The sequence below is a fragment of the Streptomyces chartreusis genome (assembly GCF_008704715.1).
In the GTDB taxonomy this organism is placed as follows: Bacteria; Actinomycetota; Actinomycetes; order Streptomycetales; family Streptomycetaceae; genus Streptomyces; species Streptomyces chartreusis.
Genome location: NZ_CP023689.1, coordinates 6,618,231 through 6,634,557, shown reverse-complemented (window position 1 = coordinate 6,634,557; position 16,327 = coordinate 6,618,231). Strand labels below are relative to the sequence as shown.

Annotated in this window: 16 protein-coding genes; 11 read left to right on the top strand and 5 right to left on the bottom strand. The window is 70.5% G+C overall.

From position 1 onward, the window contains the following. Positions 1 to 81: 81 nt before the first annotated feature. Positions 82 to 1,803 carry a 2-isopropylmalate synthase gene (gene leuA, locus CP983_RS29170; protein ID WP_107906626.1) on the bottom strand — a complete coding sequence of 574 codons (1,722 nt, stop codon included), beginning with the start codon at positions 1,801 to 1,803 and terminating at the stop codon, positions 82 to 84. A gap of 319 nt (positions 1,804 to 2,122) precedes the next feature. On the opposite strand from leuA, the gene CP983_RS29160 reads away from it, so the two are divergent. From CP983_RS29160 to CP983_RS29145, 4 genes are read left to right on the top strand one after another with little or no spacing between them, the layout of a single operon-like run. Further along, complete coding sequence (locus CP983_RS29160; RefSeq protein ID WP_150502785.1) at positions 2,123 to 3,193, top strand: M4 family metallopeptidase; 1,071 nt, start codon at positions 2,123 to 2,125, stop codon at positions 3,191 to 3,193. A gap of 21 nt (positions 3,194 to 3,214) precedes the next feature. After that, positions 3,215 to 3,481 carry a protealysin inhibitor emfourin gene (locus CP983_RS29155; protein WP_107906625.1) on the top strand — a complete coding sequence of 89 codons (267 nt, stop codon included), beginning with the start codon at positions 3,215 to 3,217 and terminating at the stop codon, positions 3,479 to 3,481. 46 nt (positions 3,482 to 3,527) lie between these two features. After that, positions 3,528 to 4,874 carry a GH1 family beta-glucosidase gene (locus CP983_RS29150; RefSeq protein ID WP_150502783.1) on the top strand — a complete coding sequence of 449 codons (1,347 nt, stop codon included), beginning with the start codon at positions 3,528 to 3,530 and terminating at the stop codon, positions 4,872 to 4,874. Continuing rightward, positions 4,871 to 6,112 (top strand): MFS transporter, encoded by a 1,242-nt coding sequence (locus tag CP983_RS29145; RefSeq protein WP_150502781.1) that lies wholly within the window; start codon positions 4,871 to 4,873, stop codon positions 6,110 to 6,112. The genes CP983_RS29150 and CP983_RS29145 overlap by 4 nt, the downstream gene beginning before the upstream one ends. Before the next feature lie 12 nt (positions 6,113 to 6,124). Here the strand turns inward: CP983_RS29145 and CP983_RS29140 are convergent, their stop codons facing one another. Continuing rightward, positions 6,125 to 6,979, bottom strand: a complete 855-nt coding sequence (locus CP983_RS29140; RefSeq protein ID WP_150502779.1) for an NAD-dependent epimerase/dehydratase family protein — start codon at positions 6,977 to 6,979, stop codon at positions 6,125 to 6,127. Between the two features lie 119 nt (positions 6,980 to 7,098). Here CP983_RS29140 and CP983_RS29135 point away from each other — a divergent pair, with 119 nt between their 5' ends. Beyond that, entirely contained in the window at positions 7,099 to 7,947 is an 849-nt protein-coding gene (locus CP983_RS29135) for a helix-turn-helix transcriptional regulator (protein WP_150502777.1), read from the top strand. A gap of 239 nt (positions 7,948 to 8,186) precedes the next feature. Further along, the gene (locus tag CP983_RS29130; RefSeq protein WP_107906619.1) at positions 8,187 to 8,663 is read left to right on the top strand and encodes a hypothetical protein; all 477 of its coding nucleotides are present in this window, start codon (positions 8,187 to 8,189) and stop codon (positions 8,661 to 8,663) included. Between the two features lie 47 nt (positions 8,664 to 8,710). On the opposite strand, the gene CP983_RS29125 is transcribed toward CP983_RS29130, so the two are convergent. After that, positions 8,711 to 9,049: a P-II family nitrogen regulator gene (locus CP983_RS29125; protein WP_030949199.1), complete on the bottom strand. Its 339-nt coding sequence runs from the start codon at positions 9,047 to 9,049 to the stop codon at positions 8,711 to 8,713. Beyond that, on the bottom strand, positions 9,046 to 10,365 hold the full coding sequence (locus tag CP983_RS29120) for an ammonium transporter (protein WP_150502775.1): 1,320 nt from the start codon (positions 10,363 to 10,365) through the stop codon (positions 9,046 to 9,048). Before CP983_RS29120 ends, CP983_RS29125 begins: the two co-directional genes overlap by 4 nt. Before the next feature lie 165 nt (positions 10,366 to 10,530). Between CP983_RS29120 and era the strand changes: the two genes are divergently transcribed. From era to CP983_RS29095, 5 genes are all read left to right on the top strand, one after another. Continuing rightward, positions 10,531 to 11,490 carry a GTPase Era gene (gene era, locus CP983_RS29115; protein ID WP_185844100.1) on the top strand — a complete coding sequence of 320 codons (960 nt, stop codon included), beginning with the start codon at positions 10,531 to 10,533 and terminating at the stop codon, positions 11,488 to 11,490. 152 nt (positions 11,491 to 11,642) lie between these two features. Then, on the top strand, positions 11,643 to 12,707 hold the full coding sequence (locus CP983_RS29110; protein ID WP_125529193.1) for a PhoH family protein: 1,065 nt from the start codon (positions 11,643 to 11,645) through the stop codon (positions 12,705 to 12,707). 15 nt (positions 12,708 to 12,722) lie between these two features. Next, the gene (ybeY, locus tag CP983_RS29105; protein WP_030949212.1) at positions 12,723 to 13,220 is read left to right on the top strand and encodes an rRNA maturation RNase YbeY; all 498 of its coding nucleotides are present in this window, start codon (positions 12,723 to 12,725) and stop codon (positions 13,218 to 13,220) included. Continuing rightward, positions 13,217 to 14,524 carry a hemolysin family protein gene (locus CP983_RS29100; protein ID WP_107906617.1) on the top strand — a complete coding sequence of 436 codons (1,308 nt, stop codon included), beginning with the start codon at positions 13,217 to 13,219 and terminating at the stop codon, positions 14,522 to 14,524. The genes ybeY and CP983_RS29100 overlap by 4 nt, the downstream gene beginning before the upstream one ends. Beyond that, positions 14,521 to 14,880: an MmcQ/YjbR family DNA-binding protein gene (locus CP983_RS29095; protein WP_030949219.1), complete on the top strand. Its 360-nt coding sequence runs from the start codon at positions 14,521 to 14,523 to the stop codon at positions 14,878 to 14,880. The genes CP983_RS29100 and CP983_RS29095 overlap by 4 nt, the downstream gene beginning before the upstream one ends. Here the strand turns inward: CP983_RS29095 and CP983_RS29090 are convergent. After that, the gene (locus CP983_RS29090; RefSeq protein ID WP_150502773.1) at positions 14,842 to 16,302 is read right to left on the bottom strand and encodes an MFS transporter; all 1,461 of its coding nucleotides are present in this window, start codon (positions 16,300 to 16,302) and stop codon (positions 14,842 to 14,844) included. The genes CP983_RS29095 and CP983_RS29090 overlap by 39 nt on opposite strands. Positions 16,303 to 16,327 lie beyond the last annotated feature (25 nt).

Sequence of the window (16,327 nt, the reverse complement as noted above, 5' to 3'; positions counted from 1 at the left end):
GAGGGGCGCGGGGAACTGCGCGACCAGCCACGACGGCGCCGCACTCACTCACTCGTCAGTGGGCGCACGGCGGGCACACCGTCAACGCGCCGCCCGGTTGACGGCCGAGACGACCGCCTTCAGCGAGGCACGAGTGGTGTTGGCGTCGATGCCGATGCCCCACAGAACCTTGCCGTCGATCGCGCATTCGATGTAGGAGGCGGCCTGCGCGGACGCACCCTCGCTCATCGTGTGCTCCTGGTAGTCCAGCAGCCGCGCGTCGATGTCGATCTTCGCCAGGGCGTCGAAGAAGGCCGAGATCGGACCATTGCCGGTACCTGCCAGGACCGTGTCGGCGCCGTCGACGGTGGCCTCCACCTTCAGCGTGTCCACGCCGTCCGTGTCGGTCGTCGACTGACCGTTCTTGACCTGGACGCGACCCCACGGGTTCTCGGGGTTCGGCAGGTACTCGTCCTGGAAGACCGCCCAGATGTCGCCGCCGGTGATCTCGCCGCCCTCGGCGTCCGTCTTGGCCTGGATCAGCTTCGAGAACTCGATCTGCATCCGGCGCGGCAGGTCCAGCTTGTGGTCGTTCTTCAGGACGTACGCGATACCGCCCTTGCCGGACTGCGAGTTGACGCGGATGACCGCCTCGTAGGAGCGGCCGACGTCCTTCGGGTCGATCGGCAGGTACGGGACGGCCCACTCGATGTCGTCGACGGTGACCCCGCGGGCGGCCGCGTCGGCCTCCATGGCGTCGAAGCCCTTCTTGATGGCGTCCTGGTGGGAGCCGGAGAAGGACGTGTAGACCAGGTCGCCCACGTACGGGTGGCGCGGGTGGACCTCCATCTGGTTGCAGTACTCCCACGTACGACGGATCTCGTCGATGTCGGAGAAGTCGATCTGCGGGTCGACGCCCTGCGAGAACAGGTTCATGCCCAGGGTGACCAGGTCGACGTTGCCGGTGCGCTCGCCCTGCCCGAACAGACAGCCCTCGATGCGGTCGGCGCCGGCCATCAGCGCCAGCTCGGCCGCCGCCACCGCCGTACCGCGGTCGTTGTGCGGGTGGACCGACAGCACGACGTGCTCGCGGCGCGTCAGGTTGCGGTGCATCCACTCGAAGCGGTCGGCGTGCGTGGACGGCGTCGAACGCTCCACCGTGGCGGGCAGGTTGAGGATGATCTCGCGGCCGGGACCGGGCTGGTAGACGTCCATCACCGCCTCGCAGACCTCCAGCGCGAAGTCCAGCTCGGTGTCGGTGAAGATCTCCGGGCTGTACTGGTAGCCGAACTCGGTCTCCGGGCCCAGCAGCTTCTCGGCGTACTCCATCACCAGACGGGTGCCGTCGACGGCGATCTGCTTGATGTCGTCCTTGGAGCCGCGGAAGACCACGCGGCGGAAGACGGGGGCCGTGGCGTTGTACAGGTGCACGGTGGCCCGGTGGGCGCCCTTCAGGGACTCCACCGTGCGCTCGATCAGGTCCTCGCGGGCCTGGGTCAGTACGGAGATGGTGACGTCGTCGGGGATGGCCCCGGGCTCCTCGATGATGGAGCGTACGAAGTCGAAGTCGGTCTGGCCCGACGCGGGGAAGCCGACCTCGATCTCCTTGTAGCCCATCTTGACCAGCTGGTCGAACATCCGGCGCTTGCGCTCGGGCGACATCGGGTCGATCAGGGCTTGGTTGCCGTCACGCAGGTCGGTGGAGAGCCAGCGGGGGGCGGCGGTGACGCGCTTGCCGGGCCAGGTCCGGTCGGCGATGTCGACCTGCTCGTAGCGGCCGTACTTGTGGATCGGCATGGTGCTGGGCTGCTGGCGGTTCGCCATGTCTGCGGGGCTCCTCAGGATGTCCGGAAGGACGGCCGACGACGCAACGCGAAGCTCCGCGGGGAGGGAGTCGACCTGGACTACAGGCCCTCGCCGCGGCAGCTAAGAAGAAGCAGCCCGAAACGCATGATGCGAAGCATGCTAGCCGAGCCTCTCCGGATGCGGGGCGCTGTATCAGTATGCGGGACCCCAGGGACGAAAAGGGCAAAACGTGCGCCATACCACTTCGTCACGGAGAGTGGCGCTCCCTATCCGCATATTTCACCAATCATGGTTGCGGCTAGTGACACCGGACTAACGCAGTGCAATGGTGCCGGACATGACGACCAACGGGGGCTTCGAGCCCGTCTTCTGCACCGTCGTACCACCACACGTGCTGGACAAACTGGCCCGCAATGACGACCCGGCACTCGCCGGTCCCGCCCGCCGCACCCTGATGCGCGACAGCGAGCTGCGCGGCCGCCGCCGTGTCACGACCGAGTTCGCCCTCGCGGCCGCCCCGACGGCGAAGGCACCGTCGGACCGGCCGCTGCGCACCATCTACGACGCCGGGCACGGCACCGCCCTGCCCGGCACCGAGGTCCGCGTCGAGGGCACGGACCCCGGCCAGGACGCCACGGTCAACCGCGCCTTCGCCGGGCTCGGCGCCACCTTCGAGCTCTTCCTCAAGGCCTACGCCCGCCACTCCATCGACGGCGACGGCCTGCCGCTGGACGCCACCGTCCACTACGACGAGAACTACAACAACGCCTTCTGGAACGGCGAGCAGATGGTGTTCGGCGACGGTGACGGCGAGATCTTCCTCGACTTCACCATCCCGATCGACGTGATCGGCCACGAGCTCACCCACGGCGTCACCCAGTACACGGCCAACCTCACGTACTACGGCCAGCCGGGCGCGCTGAACGAGTCGATGTCGGACGTCTTCGGCTCCCTGATCAAGCAGTACACCCTCGGCCAGACCGCCGCCGAGGCCGACTGGCTGATCGGCGCCGGACTCCTCGCCCCGAGCGTCTCCGGCAAGGCCCTGCGCTCCATGAAGGAGCCGGGCAGCGCGTACGACGACGACGTGCTCGGCAAGGACCCGCAGCCGGCGACGATGGACGACTACGTCCGCACCGGCCGCGACAACGGCGGCGTCCACATCAACTCCGGCATCCCCAACCACGCCTTCTACCTGGCCGCCACCGCGCTCGGCGGACATGCCTGGGAGAAGGCCGGACGGATCTGGTACGACGTGCTGACCGGCGGCGAGCTGTCGGACCGGGCCATGTTCACCGACTTCGCCGCGCTCACCGTGAAGGCCGCGCGCGAGCGCTTCGGCGACGGCGGCGAGGAGCTTCAGGCCGTTTCGAAGGCCTGGGAGCAGGTCGGGGTGCGGATCCCGTAGCTCCGTACTAGACAGGGACCCATGCGTATTCAGGTACGGCGCACGGGCGGATTCGCGGGCATCGAGCGGTTCGCCGAGGTGGACACCTCGGGGCGGCCCGACGCGGCGGAGTGGCAGGCCCTGGCCGAGAGCGCGGTCGCGTCCGGCCGGGGCACGCCCCCGGTCGGGGTTCCGGACGGCTTCAGCTACCAGATCACCGTGGACGGCACGACGGTGTACTGCTCGGATCCCCGGCTCACCGACGAGCAGCGCAGGCTGATCACCAGGGTGCTGAAGGAGGGAGCGTAACGGGCAGTTCACGCCGGGGCGTTGACTTCCGTTACCGCCGGTACGGATGATCCGGCGCATGGCGATCGATGAGCGCGCTGCGCAGAGCCCGATACCCCGTTTCCCGGCCGGTTTCCTGTGGGGCGTCTCGACGTCCGCCCACCAGATCGAGGGCGCCGTGGACGAGCGCGAGCGGTCCGTGTGGGACGCCTTCACGGCCGAGCCGGGAACGGTGAAGGACGGCTCCACGGCCGAGGTGGCGTGCGACCACTACCACCGCTACCGCGAGGACGTGGCCCTGCTGGCCGGCCTGGGAGTGGGCGCGTACCGCTTCTCGGTCTCCTGGCCCCGGGTGAACTCCCCGAAGGGCCTCGACTTCTACGACCGCCTGGTCGACGAGCTGTGCGCGGCGGGCGTACGCCCGGTCCCGACCCTCTTCCACTGGGATCTGCCCCTCACGCTGGACTGGCTGGAGCGGGACACGGCAGCCCGGTTCGCCGAGTACGTGTCCGTGGTCGCCGAGCGCCTCGGCGACCGCGTGAAGAAGTGGATCACCCTCAACGAACCCGCCGAGCACACCCTGCTGGGCCACGCCCTCGGCACCCACGCCCCCGGCAAACGGCTGCTCTTCGACGCCCTCCCGGTCGCCCACCACCAGCTGCTCGGGCACGGCCTGGCGGTACGGGCGCTGCGCGCGGCCGGCGCCACGGACATCGGCATCGCCAACTCGCACGGGCCGACCTGGCCGGCCTCGCGGGAGCAGGCGGACCTGGAGGCGGCGGACTTCTACGACCTGCTCCTGAACCGGCTGTTCGCCGATCCCCTGCTGCTCGGGCGGTACCCGGACGGCATCGGCGAGCTGATGCCCGGCGACGTCGAGTCGGACCTGAAGGTCATCGCCGAGCCGATCGACTTCTACGGCGTCAACTACTACGCCCCGACCCGCGTGGGCGCCCCGCAGGGCACCGAGATCGACTTCGGCGGGGTGACGATGCCCGCCGAACTGCCCTTCTCGGTAAGGGAGATCGAGGGCGTGCCGACGACGGACTTCGGGTGGCCGGTGGTCCCCGAGGGGCTGACGGAGCTGCTCACCGGCTTCCGCGAGCGCTACGGCGACCGGCTGCCGCCCGTCGTCATCACCGAGAACGGCTGCTCGTACGAGGGCGTCGACGACCAGGAGCGGATCGCCTATCTCGACGGCCACATCCGCGCCCTGCACCGGGCGGTGGAGGCGGGCGTGGACGTGCGCGGGTACTTCGTGTGGTCGCTGCTGGACAACTTCGAGTGGGCCGAGGGGTACGCGCGCCGGTTCGGGCTGGTCCACGTGGACTACGCGACGCAGGAACGGACGCCCAAGGCGTCGTACGGCTGGCTGCGGGACGTGCTCCGGGCCCAGGTCCCGGCGCGGGGATGACGGCCGACGCCCTGGCCGAACCCACGGACCGGGTCGGCGGGGGCTGGACGACGGCGCTGGGGCTGGCCAACGTGGCGATCTGGGTGGGCTGGTACGGCCCGCTCCAGATCCTGCTGGCCCAGCAGGCGGAGGACTTCGCGCCCGGCACGGGGATGTCGAAGGAGACCCTGCTGGCCTGGGTGACGGGCGCGGGCGCGGTGGTGTCGCTGGCCGCGAACCCGTTCTTCGGCGCGCTGTCGGACCGGACCACGTCCCGCCGGGGCCGTCGTACGCCGTGGATCGTGGCCGGGGCGGCGGGCGGGGCGCTGTCGCTGCTGCTGCTCGCCGGCGCGGACGGGCTGTGGCTGATGGCGCTCGGCTGGTGTCTGGTCCAGCTGACCCTGAACGCGGCCTTCGCGGCGGTGACCGCGGCCGTGCCGGACCGGGTGCCGCGGCTCCAACGGGGCGTCGTGGGCGGCTGGTTGGGGGCGGCGCAGATCCTCGGGGCGGTCGCCGGGACGGGGCTGGCGACGGCGGTCGGCGGGATCGCGGCGGGGTACGCGGCGTGCGCGGTGTTCGTCGTGGCCGGGGTGCTGCCGTACGTGCTCCGGTACCGGGATCTCCGGCTGCCGGCCGCGGACCGGCCGGCCTGGTCCTGGCGCTCCTTCACGCGCGGCTTCTGGCTGAGCCCGCGCCGCCACCCGGACTTCGGCTGGGCCTGGCTGACCCGCTTCCTGATCAACCTGAGCAACGCGCTGGTGATCCTCTACCTGCTCTACTACCTGCGGGACCGCCTGCACCACGACGACCCCGAGCAGGGCGTGCTGATCCTGACCGCGGTGAACGCCGTGTCCCTGCTGGCCACGGTCGTGGTGGGCGGCATCTGGTCGGACCGGGTGGGCCGCCGCAAGCCCTTCGTGCACTGGTCCGGCGTCCTGATGGCGGCGGCCACCGCCCTTCTCGCCGCCTGGCAGACCTGGCCGAGCGCGATCGTGGTGGCGGCCCTGCTCGGCATCGGCCTCGGCGTCTTCATGTCGGTCGACTTCGCCCTGATGACGGACGTCCTGCCCGAGGCCCGGGACCGCGGCAAGGACCTGGGCGTCATCAACGTGGCCAACGCCCTCCCCCAGGTAGCGGCCCCCGCCCTCGCCGCCCCGATCGTCACGTACCTGGGCGGCTACCGGACGCTGTACGCGGTGGCGGCGGTGATCGGGTTGGCGGGGGCGGTGCTGGTGGGGCGGATCAAGGGCGTCGATTAGAGCGCCCTGTTTCTAGAGCGCCCCGGCGTCCCGAGCCGCGTAGACGCTCGGGAACAGTGGCCGGTATCCCAGTTCTCGCCGGATCCGTTCGGTGGACAGGACCGCCAGCCATGGGTCCGGGTCCGTGCGGGTGTACAGCTCCTCGGGGATCTCGACCCCGTTCAGCTGATGGAGTTCGACCGCTGTCACCGGCACGTCGTCGGCGATGTTGTATACACGGCCCGCGATCCCCGGCGCGTGCAGGATCCGCAGCAGCCCCTGTGCGACATCCGCATGGTGCCCCATGTGCAACCGCTGGGTCGCCGCCCAGTTCCCGGCCCACATCAGGGACTGCGCGAGATGCGGATCGCCCTCGCCGTAGACGAAGGGAAGACGGCCGATGCGTACGTCCATGCCGTCCAGCGCGAGCAGGGCCCGCTCCGCCTGTGCCTTCGACTCCGGATAGGCGCCCCACATCGTCCCGCCGGGCCGGCTCTCGTCGCCCTCGGTCAGCGCGCGGCCGCGCCCCGTGCCGTACACCAGACCCGTGCTGACCTGCACGAACCTGCGCACCCCCGCGGCCTGTGCGGCGCGGCCCAGTTCGATGGCCGCATCCCGGTTGACCGCCCGCGCCTCCTCGTCGGGCACGCCCCGGAAGGCCGCCGCGACGTTGACGACCGCGTCGACCCCGGCGACCGCCTTGCCGAGCACCTCCGCGTCCCGCAGGTCGCCGACGACGACCTCGGCGCCCAGCTCCGCGAACGGCTCGCCCCGTGCCGCGTCCCGGACCAGGACCCTGACCCGCTCCCCCGCCCTGGCCTGCGCCAGCAGCCTCGGCACGAAGCGCCGGCCGACCTGTCCCGTCGTACCCGTCACCAATGTCTGCATGATCTGCTCCTCTCGTCACCGACCACCCTCGGACGGGGCCGGTGCGGGCGGGAGAGACCCGTTGATCGGGGGATCGGCAGTCCCTGGATAAGGCGCGCGCCGTGGCGCAGGCTGGAGGGGTGAACCGAGCCGAACTCGCCGACTTCCTGCGCCGCGGCCGCGCCCGGCTGGCCCCGTCCGACGTGGGCCTCGCGCCCGGCTCCCGGCGCCGTACACCGGGCCTGCGCCGCGAGGAGGTGGCGCAGCTGGCGGGCATGTCGGTGGACTACTACACCCGGCTGGAACAGTCCCGGGGCCCGCGCCCGTCCCGTCAGATGCTCACCGCGCTGGGCCGCGCGCTGCGCCTGACCGACGTCGAGCAGGACCATCTGTTCCACCTGGCCGGCGAGGAGCCGCCACGGCACGAGACGGCGTCGGCGCACGTGCGCCCCGGGCTGCTGCTGATCCTGGACCGGCTGCACGACTCACCGGCGCAGGTGGTGAACGACTGCGGTGAGGTGCTGGCGCAGAACGCGATGGCCAAGGCGCTGATCGGCGACGTGATGTCCCGCCCGCGGCGCGAGCGCAACCTCGCCCGGCTCTTCTTCCTCGACCCGGCCGCGCGCACGCTCTTCCCGCCGGAGGACTTCGAGAGCCATGCGCGCGCCCATGTCTCCAGCCTGCGCGCGGTGGCCGCGGCCCGCCCCGACGACCCGGAGCCGACCGAGCTGGTCGCCGAACTGCGGGCGGGCAGCGCGGAGTTCGCCCGGCTGTGGGACGAGCACGAGGTGTCCCGGCGCAACGAGGCGACCAAGCGTTTCCTGCACCCCCTGGTCGGCCTGCTGGAGCTGGACTGCGAGGTCATGGTCAGCCACCAGCACCACCACCTCCTGGTCGTGCACTCGGCCCGCCCCGGAACGGACGCCTACGAACGCCTCCGACTGCTGCGCGTGGTGGGCCTCCAGGACATGTCGCCCAGCAGGAGCTGACCGCGACGATCACCGCCGACTGCCCTATCGGACGCGGTAGTTGACCCGTCGGTAGTTGAGGCCGGAAATCACCCTTGCCGACCCTCGCCCCAGGCGCATCAATGGAAACGACGGTTCCGACGGACCGTCAGATCTCAGCTCTCAGATCTCGGTTCTCAGCTCGCCCCGCAGCGTGCCCGCACCCACCTGCCGAGCTGTCCCCCCACGGAATTCCCCCACCCCGAAAGGGAGCGAATCCCATGAGACGAACACGTATCGCAGCAGGTGCGGCCCTGACTGCCGGGGCCCTCGCCGTCACCGGCCTCGCCTTCGCACCCGCCGCCCTCGCCGTCACCCCCGCCACCGCGACGATCACCGCCGACTGCGGCAGCTTCGGCGGCGGCGAGGCCACCATCACCGCGACGCAGAGCGGCACCGCCGCCACCGTCACCGTCAACTCGTCCGCGATCACCGCGCCGATCGCGCTGTCCGCGGACTCGATCGCCTCGACGCTCACCCTGGTGAGGGCGAGCGGCGGCACCGTCGCCTTCTCCGGCACCGAGAACCCGGCGATGGCCGCCGGCGACCCCGTCCAGGTCGGTCCGCTGAACGGCACCGTCGCCTCCGGGGACAGCCTGGAGGCCTTCGGCGGCTCGTTGCAGATGACCGTCTTCGGCATCACCATCACCTGCACGGCGACCGGGCCGCAGTCGCCGGGCCCGTTCGTGTTCGACTGAACCGTGTGACCCGGTGAGAAGGGCGCGGTCCCGTCGCTGTCGGCCGACTACAGCGCGTCGGGGCCGCGCTCGCCCGTGCGTACCCGTACGACGGTGTCGACCGGGAGCGCCCAGACCTTGCCGTCGCCGATCTTGCCGGTGTGGGCGGCCTTCACGATGGCGTCGATGACGTCCTCGGCCGCAGCGTCGTCCACGACGACCTCGATCCGGACCTTCGGCACCAGGTCGACCTGGTACTCCGCGCCGCGGTACACCTCGGTGTGGCCGCGCTGCCGGCCGTAGCCGCTGGCCTCGGTCACGGTCAGGCCCTGCACGCCGATCTCCTGGAGAGCGGTCTTGACCTCGTCGAGCCGGTAGGGCTTGACGATCGCGGTGATGAGCTTCATGCCTGCTTCTTGACCTTCTGCGCGGCGGGAGCGGACGGGGACACGGACGCGGTCACCGGGGCTCCGTGCCCCAGGACCCCGTGATCGTAGGCGGTCTCGGCGTGCACCGTAAGGTCCAGGCCGGTGTGCTCCTGCTCCTCGCTCGCCCGGAAGCCCAGGACCCTGTCGATCAGCTTGCCGATGCCGTAGGTGACGAGGAAGGCGTACGCCCCCACCGCCGCGATCGCCACCAACTGCTTGCCGAGCTGCGCGAACCCGCCACCGTGCAGCAGGCCCTCGGCGCCGCCCGTCATCGTGGCCGTCGCGAAGACGCCGATCAGCAGGGTGCCGACGACACCGCCGATCAGGTGCACGCCGACGACGTCCAGGGAGTCGTCGTAGTTCAGCTTGAACTTCCAGCTCACCGCGTAGGAGCAGACGACGCCCGCGGCGAGGCCGATGACCAGCGCCCCGAGCAGGGAGACCGAGCCGCAGGACGGGGTGATGGCGACGAGTCCGGCGACCGCGCCGGAGGCCGCGCCCAGGGTGGTGGGGTGGCCGTCGCGCTTGTGCTCGACGAGGAGCCAGCCGAGCAGACCGGTGCAGCCTGCGGCGAGGGTGTTGAGGAAGACGGCGGCGGCGAGGCCGTTCGCGCCGAGCGCGGAGCCGGCGTTGAACCCGAACCAGCCGAACCAGAGCAGACCGGCGCCGAGCACGACCATGGGCAGGTTGTGCGGCCGCATCGCGTCCTTCTTGAAGCCGAGCCGCGGACCGAGGACCAGGCAGAGCGCCAGGCCGGAGGCGCCCGAGGTGATCTCGACGGGCAGACCGCCCGCGAAGTCCAGGGCGCCGAGACCGTCGAGGATCCAGCCACCGGGGCCCCAGGTCCAATGGGCGATCGGAACGTATACGAGGAGTGCCCACACCGGCACGAACACCAGCCACGCCCCGAATTTGGCCCGGTCCGCGACGGCGCCGCTGACCAGGGCCGCGGTGACGATCGCGAAGGTGAGCTGGAAGGTGGCGAAGAGCAGGGTGGGGACGGTCCCCTGGACGCTGTCCGGTCCGAGACCGGCCATGCCGAGGTGGTCGAGGCCGCCGATCAGGCCGCCGCCGGCGTCGTCACCGAAGGCGAGCGCGTACCCGCAGACCAGCCACACGACGGTGACCAGCGCGATGGACACGAAGCTCATCATCAGCATGTTCAGGACGCTCTTCGTGCGGACCATGCCGCCGTAGAAGAGGGCCAGGCCCGGGGTCATCAGCAGGACGAGCGCGGTGGCGGCGAGCAGCCAGGCGGTGTCGCCGGTGTCGACGCTTGCGGCGGCGAGGGGCACGTTGGTCTCCAACCGGGTGGGGGCTCGTCAGAGATTCACGGGCGCGCGTTTCTGGTCGCGTACGGATGTGTTTCCACGAGGTTTCGTTGCGTGAGGGTTTCCGGAAGCTCACACGACGGGGGATGGTCGCTCCCTTGTGCGGCAGGGGCTTGTGGATCAGGGAGAATGGGCGCCATGAGCGTTCGCCATCAGTCATCCGAGCCGTCCGAGGCCCCCCACCGCGCCGGCTTCGCCTGCTTCGTGGGCCGCCCCAACGCGGGCAAGTCCACCCTCACGAACGCTCTGGTCGGCCAGAAGGTGGCGATCACCGCGAACCAGCCGCAGACCACGCGGCACACGGTGCGGGGCATCGTGCACCGGCCCGACGCCCAGCTGATCCTGGTCGACACCCCCGGTCTGCACAAGCCGCGCACGCTGCTCGGCGAGCGGCTGAACGACATCGTCCGTACGACCTGGGCCGAGGTCGACGTGATCGGCTTCTGCCTGCCGGCGAACGAGAAGCTCGGCCCCGGTGACCGGTTCATCGCGAAGGAGCTGGCGTCGATCAAGAAGACGCCGAAGATCGCGATCGTCACGAAGACCGACCTGGTGGACTCGAAGACCCTGGCCGAGCAGCTGATCGCGATCGACCAGCTCGGCAAGGAGCTCGGCTTCGAGTGGGCCGAGATCGTGCCCGTCTCGGCGGTCGGCGACAAGCAGGTGGGCCTGCTGGCCGACCTGATCGTCCCGCTGCTGCCGGAGGGGCCCGCGCTCTACCCCGAGGGCGACCTCACCGACGAGCCCGAGCAGGTCATGATCGCGGAGCTGATCCGGGAGGCCGCGCTGGAGGGCGTCCGCGACGAGCTGCCGCACTCCATCGCCGTCGTGGTCGAGGAGATGCTGCCCCGTGAGGACCGCCCCGCCGACAAGCCCCTGCTCGACATCCACGCCTTCGTCTACATCGAGCGCCCCAGCCAGAAGGGCATCATCATCGGCCCCAAGGGCAAGCGCCTGAAGGACGTCGGCATCAAGTCCCGCAAGCAGATCGAGGCGCTCCTCGGCACTCCGGTCTTCCTGGACCTCCACGTCAAGGTGGCCAAGGACTGGCAGCGCGACCCCCGCCAGCTGCGCAAGCTGGGCTTCTGAGCCTCCCGGCTCCTGTCCCGCCTCCCCGGGCCCTCCTCCTGGAAAAGGCCTACGGCACTGTCAGTCCCCCGGCGTACCCTTGAAATCGCCAGGCCGCCCATGTGGCGGGCGAGTCGTATCGAGGAGGACGAGCAAGGCCTACGAGCCGGCCCATGACTCAGACACCCACAGCTCACACACCCGCGCAGGGGCAGGCGAGAGCACATTTCACCGTCCCCGCCCAGCACCCCATGGTGACCGTGCTGGGGTCCGGCGACTCCCTGCTGCGCGTGATCGAGACGGCCTTCCCGGCGACCGACATCCATGTCCGGGGCAATGAGATCAGCGCGGTCGGCGACTCCGCGGAAGTCGCCCTCGTACAGCGCCTGTTCGACGAGATGATGCTGGTGCTCCGCACCGGGCAACCGATGACGGAGGACGCAGTGGAACGCTCGATCGCCATGCTCAGAGCCAGTGAGAACGGGGAGGGTCCGGAGGAGACCCCGGCCGAGGTGCTCACCCAGAACATCCTCTCCTCCCGCGGCCGCACGATCCGCCCCAAGACCCTCAACCAGAAGCGCTATGTCGACGCCATCGACAAGCACACGATCGTCTTCGGCATCGGCCCCGCCGGCACGGGCAAGACCTACCTCGCCATGGCCAAGGCCGTCCAGGCCCTGCAGTCGAAGCAGGTCAACCGCATCATCCTGACCCGTCCCGCGGTGGAGGCGGGCGAGCGGCTCGGCTTCCTGCCCGGCACGCTCTACGAGAAGATCGACCCGTACCTGCGCCCGCTGTACGACGCGCTGCACGACATGCTCGACCCGGACTCCATCCCCAGGCTGATGGCCGCCGGGACCATCGAGGTCGCGCCGCTCGCGTACATGCGCGGTCGCACGCTGAACGACGCCTTCATCATTCTGGACGAGGCCCAGAACACGAGCCCCGAGCAGATGAAGATGTTCCTCACCCGCCTCGGCTTCGACTCGAAGATAGTCATCACCGGTGACGTGACCCAGGTCGACCTCCCGGACGGCACCAAGTCCGGTCTGCGGCAGGTGCAGGACATCCTGGACGGCCTGGACGACGTCCACTTCTCCCGGCTGTCGTCGCAGGATGTCGTCCGGCACAAGCTGGTCGGCCGTATCGTCGACGCCTACGAGAAGTACGACAACACGCACGGCACCCAGAACGGCACGCACAAGGGCCGCGGCAAGGCCGGGCACAAGGGGAAGTAGAGAACACGCAAGCCCATGTCGATCGACGTCAACAACGAGTCCGGCACCGAGGTCGATGAGCAGGCGATCCTCGACATCGCCCGCTACGCGCTCGCGCGGATGCGCATCCACCCGCTCTCCGAGCTCTCGGTGATCGTCGTGGACGCCGACGCCATGGAGCAGCTCCACATCCAGTGGATGGACCTGCCGGGGCCCACGGATGTCATGTCCTTCCCGATGGACGAGCTGCGCCCGCCGTCGAAGGACGACGACGAGCCCCCGCAGGGGCTGCTCGGCGACATCGTGCTCTGCCCCGAGGTCGCCGCCAAGCAGGGAACCGAGGCGCCCACGCAGCACACCATGGACGAGGAGCTCCAGCTGCTCACCGTCCACGGTGTGCTGCACCTCCTCGGGTACGACCACGAGGAGCCCGACGAGAAGGCCGAGATGTTCGGTCTCCAGGCGGCCATCGTGGACGGCTGGCGTGCGGAGAAGGGCCTGACCGGTCCTTCCCCGGCCCCGACCGTGTCATGAGTCTCGCCCTCGTCTCCGGCGCCATCGCCCTGGTGGTCGTCGCCTGGCTCGCCGCCTGCGCGGAGGCGGGCCTGGCGCGCGTCTCCAGCTTCCGTGCCGAGGAGGCCGTACGCAGCGGGCGGCGCGGGAGCGAGAAGCTCGCGCTCGTCGCCGCCGACCCGACGCGCTATCTGAACGTGGCGCTGCTGGTGCGCGTGGCCTGCGAGATGGCCGCCGCCGCGCTGGTCACGTACGCCTGTCTTCAGGAGTTCGACAGCACCACCCAGGCGCTGCTGGTCGCCATAGCCGTCATGGTCCTGGTGTCGTACGTCGCCGTCGGGGTCTCCCCGCGCACCATCGGCCGCCAGCACCCGCTGAACACGGCGACGGCGGCGGCGTACATCCTGCTGCCGCTGGCCCGCGTCATGGGCCCGATCCCCTATCTGCTGATCCTCATCGGCAACGCGCTGACCCCCGGCAAGGGCTTCCGGCGCGGCCCGTTCGCCTCCGAGGCGGAGCTGCGCGCACTGGTCGACCTCGCCGAGAAGGAGTCGCTGATCGAGGACGACGAGCGCCGCATGGTGCACTCGGTCTTCGAGCTCGGCGACACCCTCGTGCGCGAGGTCATGGTCCCGCGCACCGACCTCGTCGTCATCGAGCGCTACAAGACCATCCGCCAGGCCCTCACCCTCGCCCTGCGCTCCGGTTTCTCACGGATCCCGGTGGTCGGGGAGAGCGAGGACGACGTGGTCGGGATGGTGTACCTGAAGGACCTCACCCGCAAGACGCACATCTCCCGGGACGCGGAGAGCGAGCTGGTGTCGACGGCGATGCGGCCCGCGTTCTTCGTGCCCGACACCAAGAACGCCGGTGACCTGCTGCGCGAGATGCAGAAGGAGCGCAACCACGTCGCCGTGGTCATCGACGAGTACGGCGGCACCGCCGGCATCGTGACCATCGAGGACATCCTCGAGGAGATCGTCGGCGAGATCACCGACGAGTACGACCGTGAGCTGCCGCCGGTGGAGGAGCTGGGCGAGGACCGCTACCGCGTCACCGCCCGCCTGGACATCACCGACCTGGGCGAGCTGTACGGCCTCGACGAGTACGACGACGAGGACGTGGAGACGGTCGGCGGGCTGCTGGCGAAGGCGCTGGGCCGGGTCCCGATCGCCGGGGCGTCGTCGGTGGTCGAGCTGCCCGACGGCCGCACGCTGCGGCTGACCGCGGAGGCCGCGGCCGGCCGCCGGAACAAGATCGTGACCGTGCTCGTCGAGCCGGTGGGTCCCCTCGTGCCCCCGGAGGAGGAGAAGGAGTCCGAGTGACCCCTCAGGAGCTGCGCGCCTTCTGCCTGTCGTTCAACGCGACCGTGGAGGACTTCCCCTTCAATCCGGAGACCTCGGTCTTCAAGGTCCTCGGCAAGCTCTTCGCCCTGACGAACCTGGACGCCCGGCCCCTGACGGTCAACCTCAAGTGCGACCCGGACGACGCGGTCCGCCTGCGCGGCGAGTACCCCGGCCTGATCATCCCCGGCTATCACATGAACAAGCGGCACTGGAACACCGTCACGGCCGACGGCGAACTCCCGGACCGCCTTGTCCGGGAGCTCGTCGAGGACTCCTACGACCTGGTCGTCGCCGGTCTACCGAGAGCCGAGCGCCTCCGCCTCGACCGCCCCTGATCCGGCCGTCCGCCGGGTGCGCAGTCCGAGGCCGACGAGGGCCGCAGCGGTCAGGACGATCGCCGCGTTCAGGGCCATCGCCGTGCGGGTGCCGGACAGGAGGTCGTCGGCGGTGGTGGCGATGACGCCCAGCAGCGGGATGCCGACCGTGAGGCCGATCTGCTGGGTGGAGGTGACCAGGCCGGTGGCCAGGCCCTGTTCCTCGTCGGGGACGCCGGAGGTGACCGTCAGGCCGTAGGAGATGATCGCGCCCAGGTGGAACATGCTCGCCACCGAGACGGCGGCCGTGGCGAGCCAGACGGACCAGGTCTCGGCGTTCAGGAACACCAGCCCGGAGATGAAGGCGCCCTGCCCCGTGAGCGAGAGCACCAGGGTGCGGCGGGCGCCGAGGCGGCTGACGAACCTCGGGGTGAGCGCGCCCGCGACCACCGAGACCACGCCCTGGACGCCGAAGACCAGACCCGTCTCCCAGGCCGACAGGTCCAGGATCTCCTGGAGGTACAGGGTGAGCACGAAGATCACCGTCGACATCATCGAGAAGGTGACAAGGCCGCCGATGTTGCCCCAGGCCACCGTGCGGCGGCGCAGCATGGGCAGGGAGACCAGCGGAGCGGCGGTACGGGACTCCACGACCACGAAGGCGGCGAGCAGCGCGAGGCCGGCGATCAGGGTCGCGATGACGTCGGCGCGGGCGAAGCCGTGGTCGGCGGCCGTCGTCAGGGCGTAGATCAGGGACAGCAGACCGCCGGTGACGGTGATCGCGCCGGGTACGTCGAGGTGCGGGCGCTCCGGGGTGCGGGACTCGGGCAGCAGGCCGGGCGCGAGGGGCAGCACGATCAGGGCGAAGACCGCGAGCAGGCCCATCGTGGAGCGCCAGCCGAGCGCGTCGGTCAGGATGCCGCCGGCCACCATGCCGATGGTGAAGCCGAGGGACATCAGCGTCCCGGAGATGCCGAGCGCCCGGGCCCGGGCGGGCCCCTCGGCGAACGTGGTCGTCAGCAGGGACATGCCGGTCGGGACGATGACCGCCGCGCCGAGGCCCTGGAGGGCGCGTCCGGCGAGGAACGACGCCGGGTCCCAGGCGAACGTGGCGAGCACCGAGGCGGCGGCGAACAGGGCCAGGCCGGTGAGGAACAGCCTGCGGCGGCCGTAGAGGTCGCCGATGCGGCCGAACAGGAGCAGGAAGCCGCCGGACGGCAGCGCGAACGCGGTGACCGCCCACTGGAGGGCCGACTGGCTCATGCCGAGGTCGGCGCCGAGGACGGGCAGGGCGACGTTCAGCACGGAGAAGTCGAGCGCGACCATGAACTGGGCGGCGCACAGGACGAACAGGACGAGTCTGTCGCGCGTCGACATCCGGGGGGTGTCGGGCAGGGGCGCGGTGGTGGTTGGGGAGGTGGGTGAGGGAGTGTCGATCGCCATGGGCAAGAGCCTGCTGGCGTCGGAA

Excerpts from the sequence above, each read along its gene's own strand:
- leuA (WP_107906626.1), bottom strand. The coding sequence starts at position 1,803 with ATGGCGAACCGCCAGCAGCCCAGCACCATGCCGATCCACAAGTACGGC.
- CP983_RS29160 (WP_150502785.1), top strand. The coding sequence starts at position 2,123 with ATGACGACCAACGGGGGCTTCGAGCCCGTCTTCTGCACCGTCGTACCA.
- CP983_RS29155 (WP_107906625.1), top strand. The coding sequence starts at position 3,215 with ATGCGTATTCAGGTACGGCGCACGGGCGGATTCGCGGGCATCGAGCGG.
- CP983_RS29150 (WP_150502783.1), top strand. The coding sequence starts at position 3,528 with ATGATCCGGCGCATGGCGATCGATGAGCGCGCTGCGCAGAGCCCGATA.
- CP983_RS29145 (WP_150502781.1), top strand. The coding sequence starts at position 4,871 with ATGACGGCCGACGCCCTGGCCGAACCCACGGACCGGGTCGGCGGGGGC.
- CP983_RS29140 (WP_150502779.1), bottom strand. The coding sequence starts at position 6,979 with ATGCAGACATTGGTGACGGGTACGACGGGACAGGTCGGCCGGCGCTTC.
- CP983_RS29130 (WP_107906619.1), top strand. The coding sequence starts at position 8,187 with ATGAGACGAACACGTATCGCAGCAGGTGCGGCCCTGACTGCCGGGGCC.
- CP983_RS29125 (WP_030949199.1), bottom strand. The coding sequence starts at position 9,049 with ATGAAGCTCATCACCGCGATCGTCAAGCCCTACCGGCTCGACGAGGTC.
- era (WP_185844100.1), top strand. The coding sequence starts at position 10,531 with ATGGGCGCCATGAGCGTTCGCCATCAGTCATCCGAGCCGTCCGAGGCC.
- CP983_RS29110 (WP_125529193.1), top strand. The coding sequence starts at position 11,643 with ATGACTCAGACACCCACAGCTCACACACCCGCGCAGGGGCAGGCGAGA.
- ybeY (WP_030949212.1), top strand. The coding sequence starts at position 12,723 with ATGTCGATCGACGTCAACAACGAGTCCGGCACCGAGGTCGATGAGCAG.
- CP983_RS29100 (WP_107906617.1), top strand. The coding sequence starts at position 13,217 with ATGAGTCTCGCCCTCGTCTCCGGCGCCATCGCCCTGGTGGTCGTCGCC.
- CP983_RS29090 (WP_150502773.1), bottom strand. The coding sequence starts at position 16,302 with ATGGCGATCGACACTCCCTCACCCACCTCCCCAACCACCACCGCGCCC.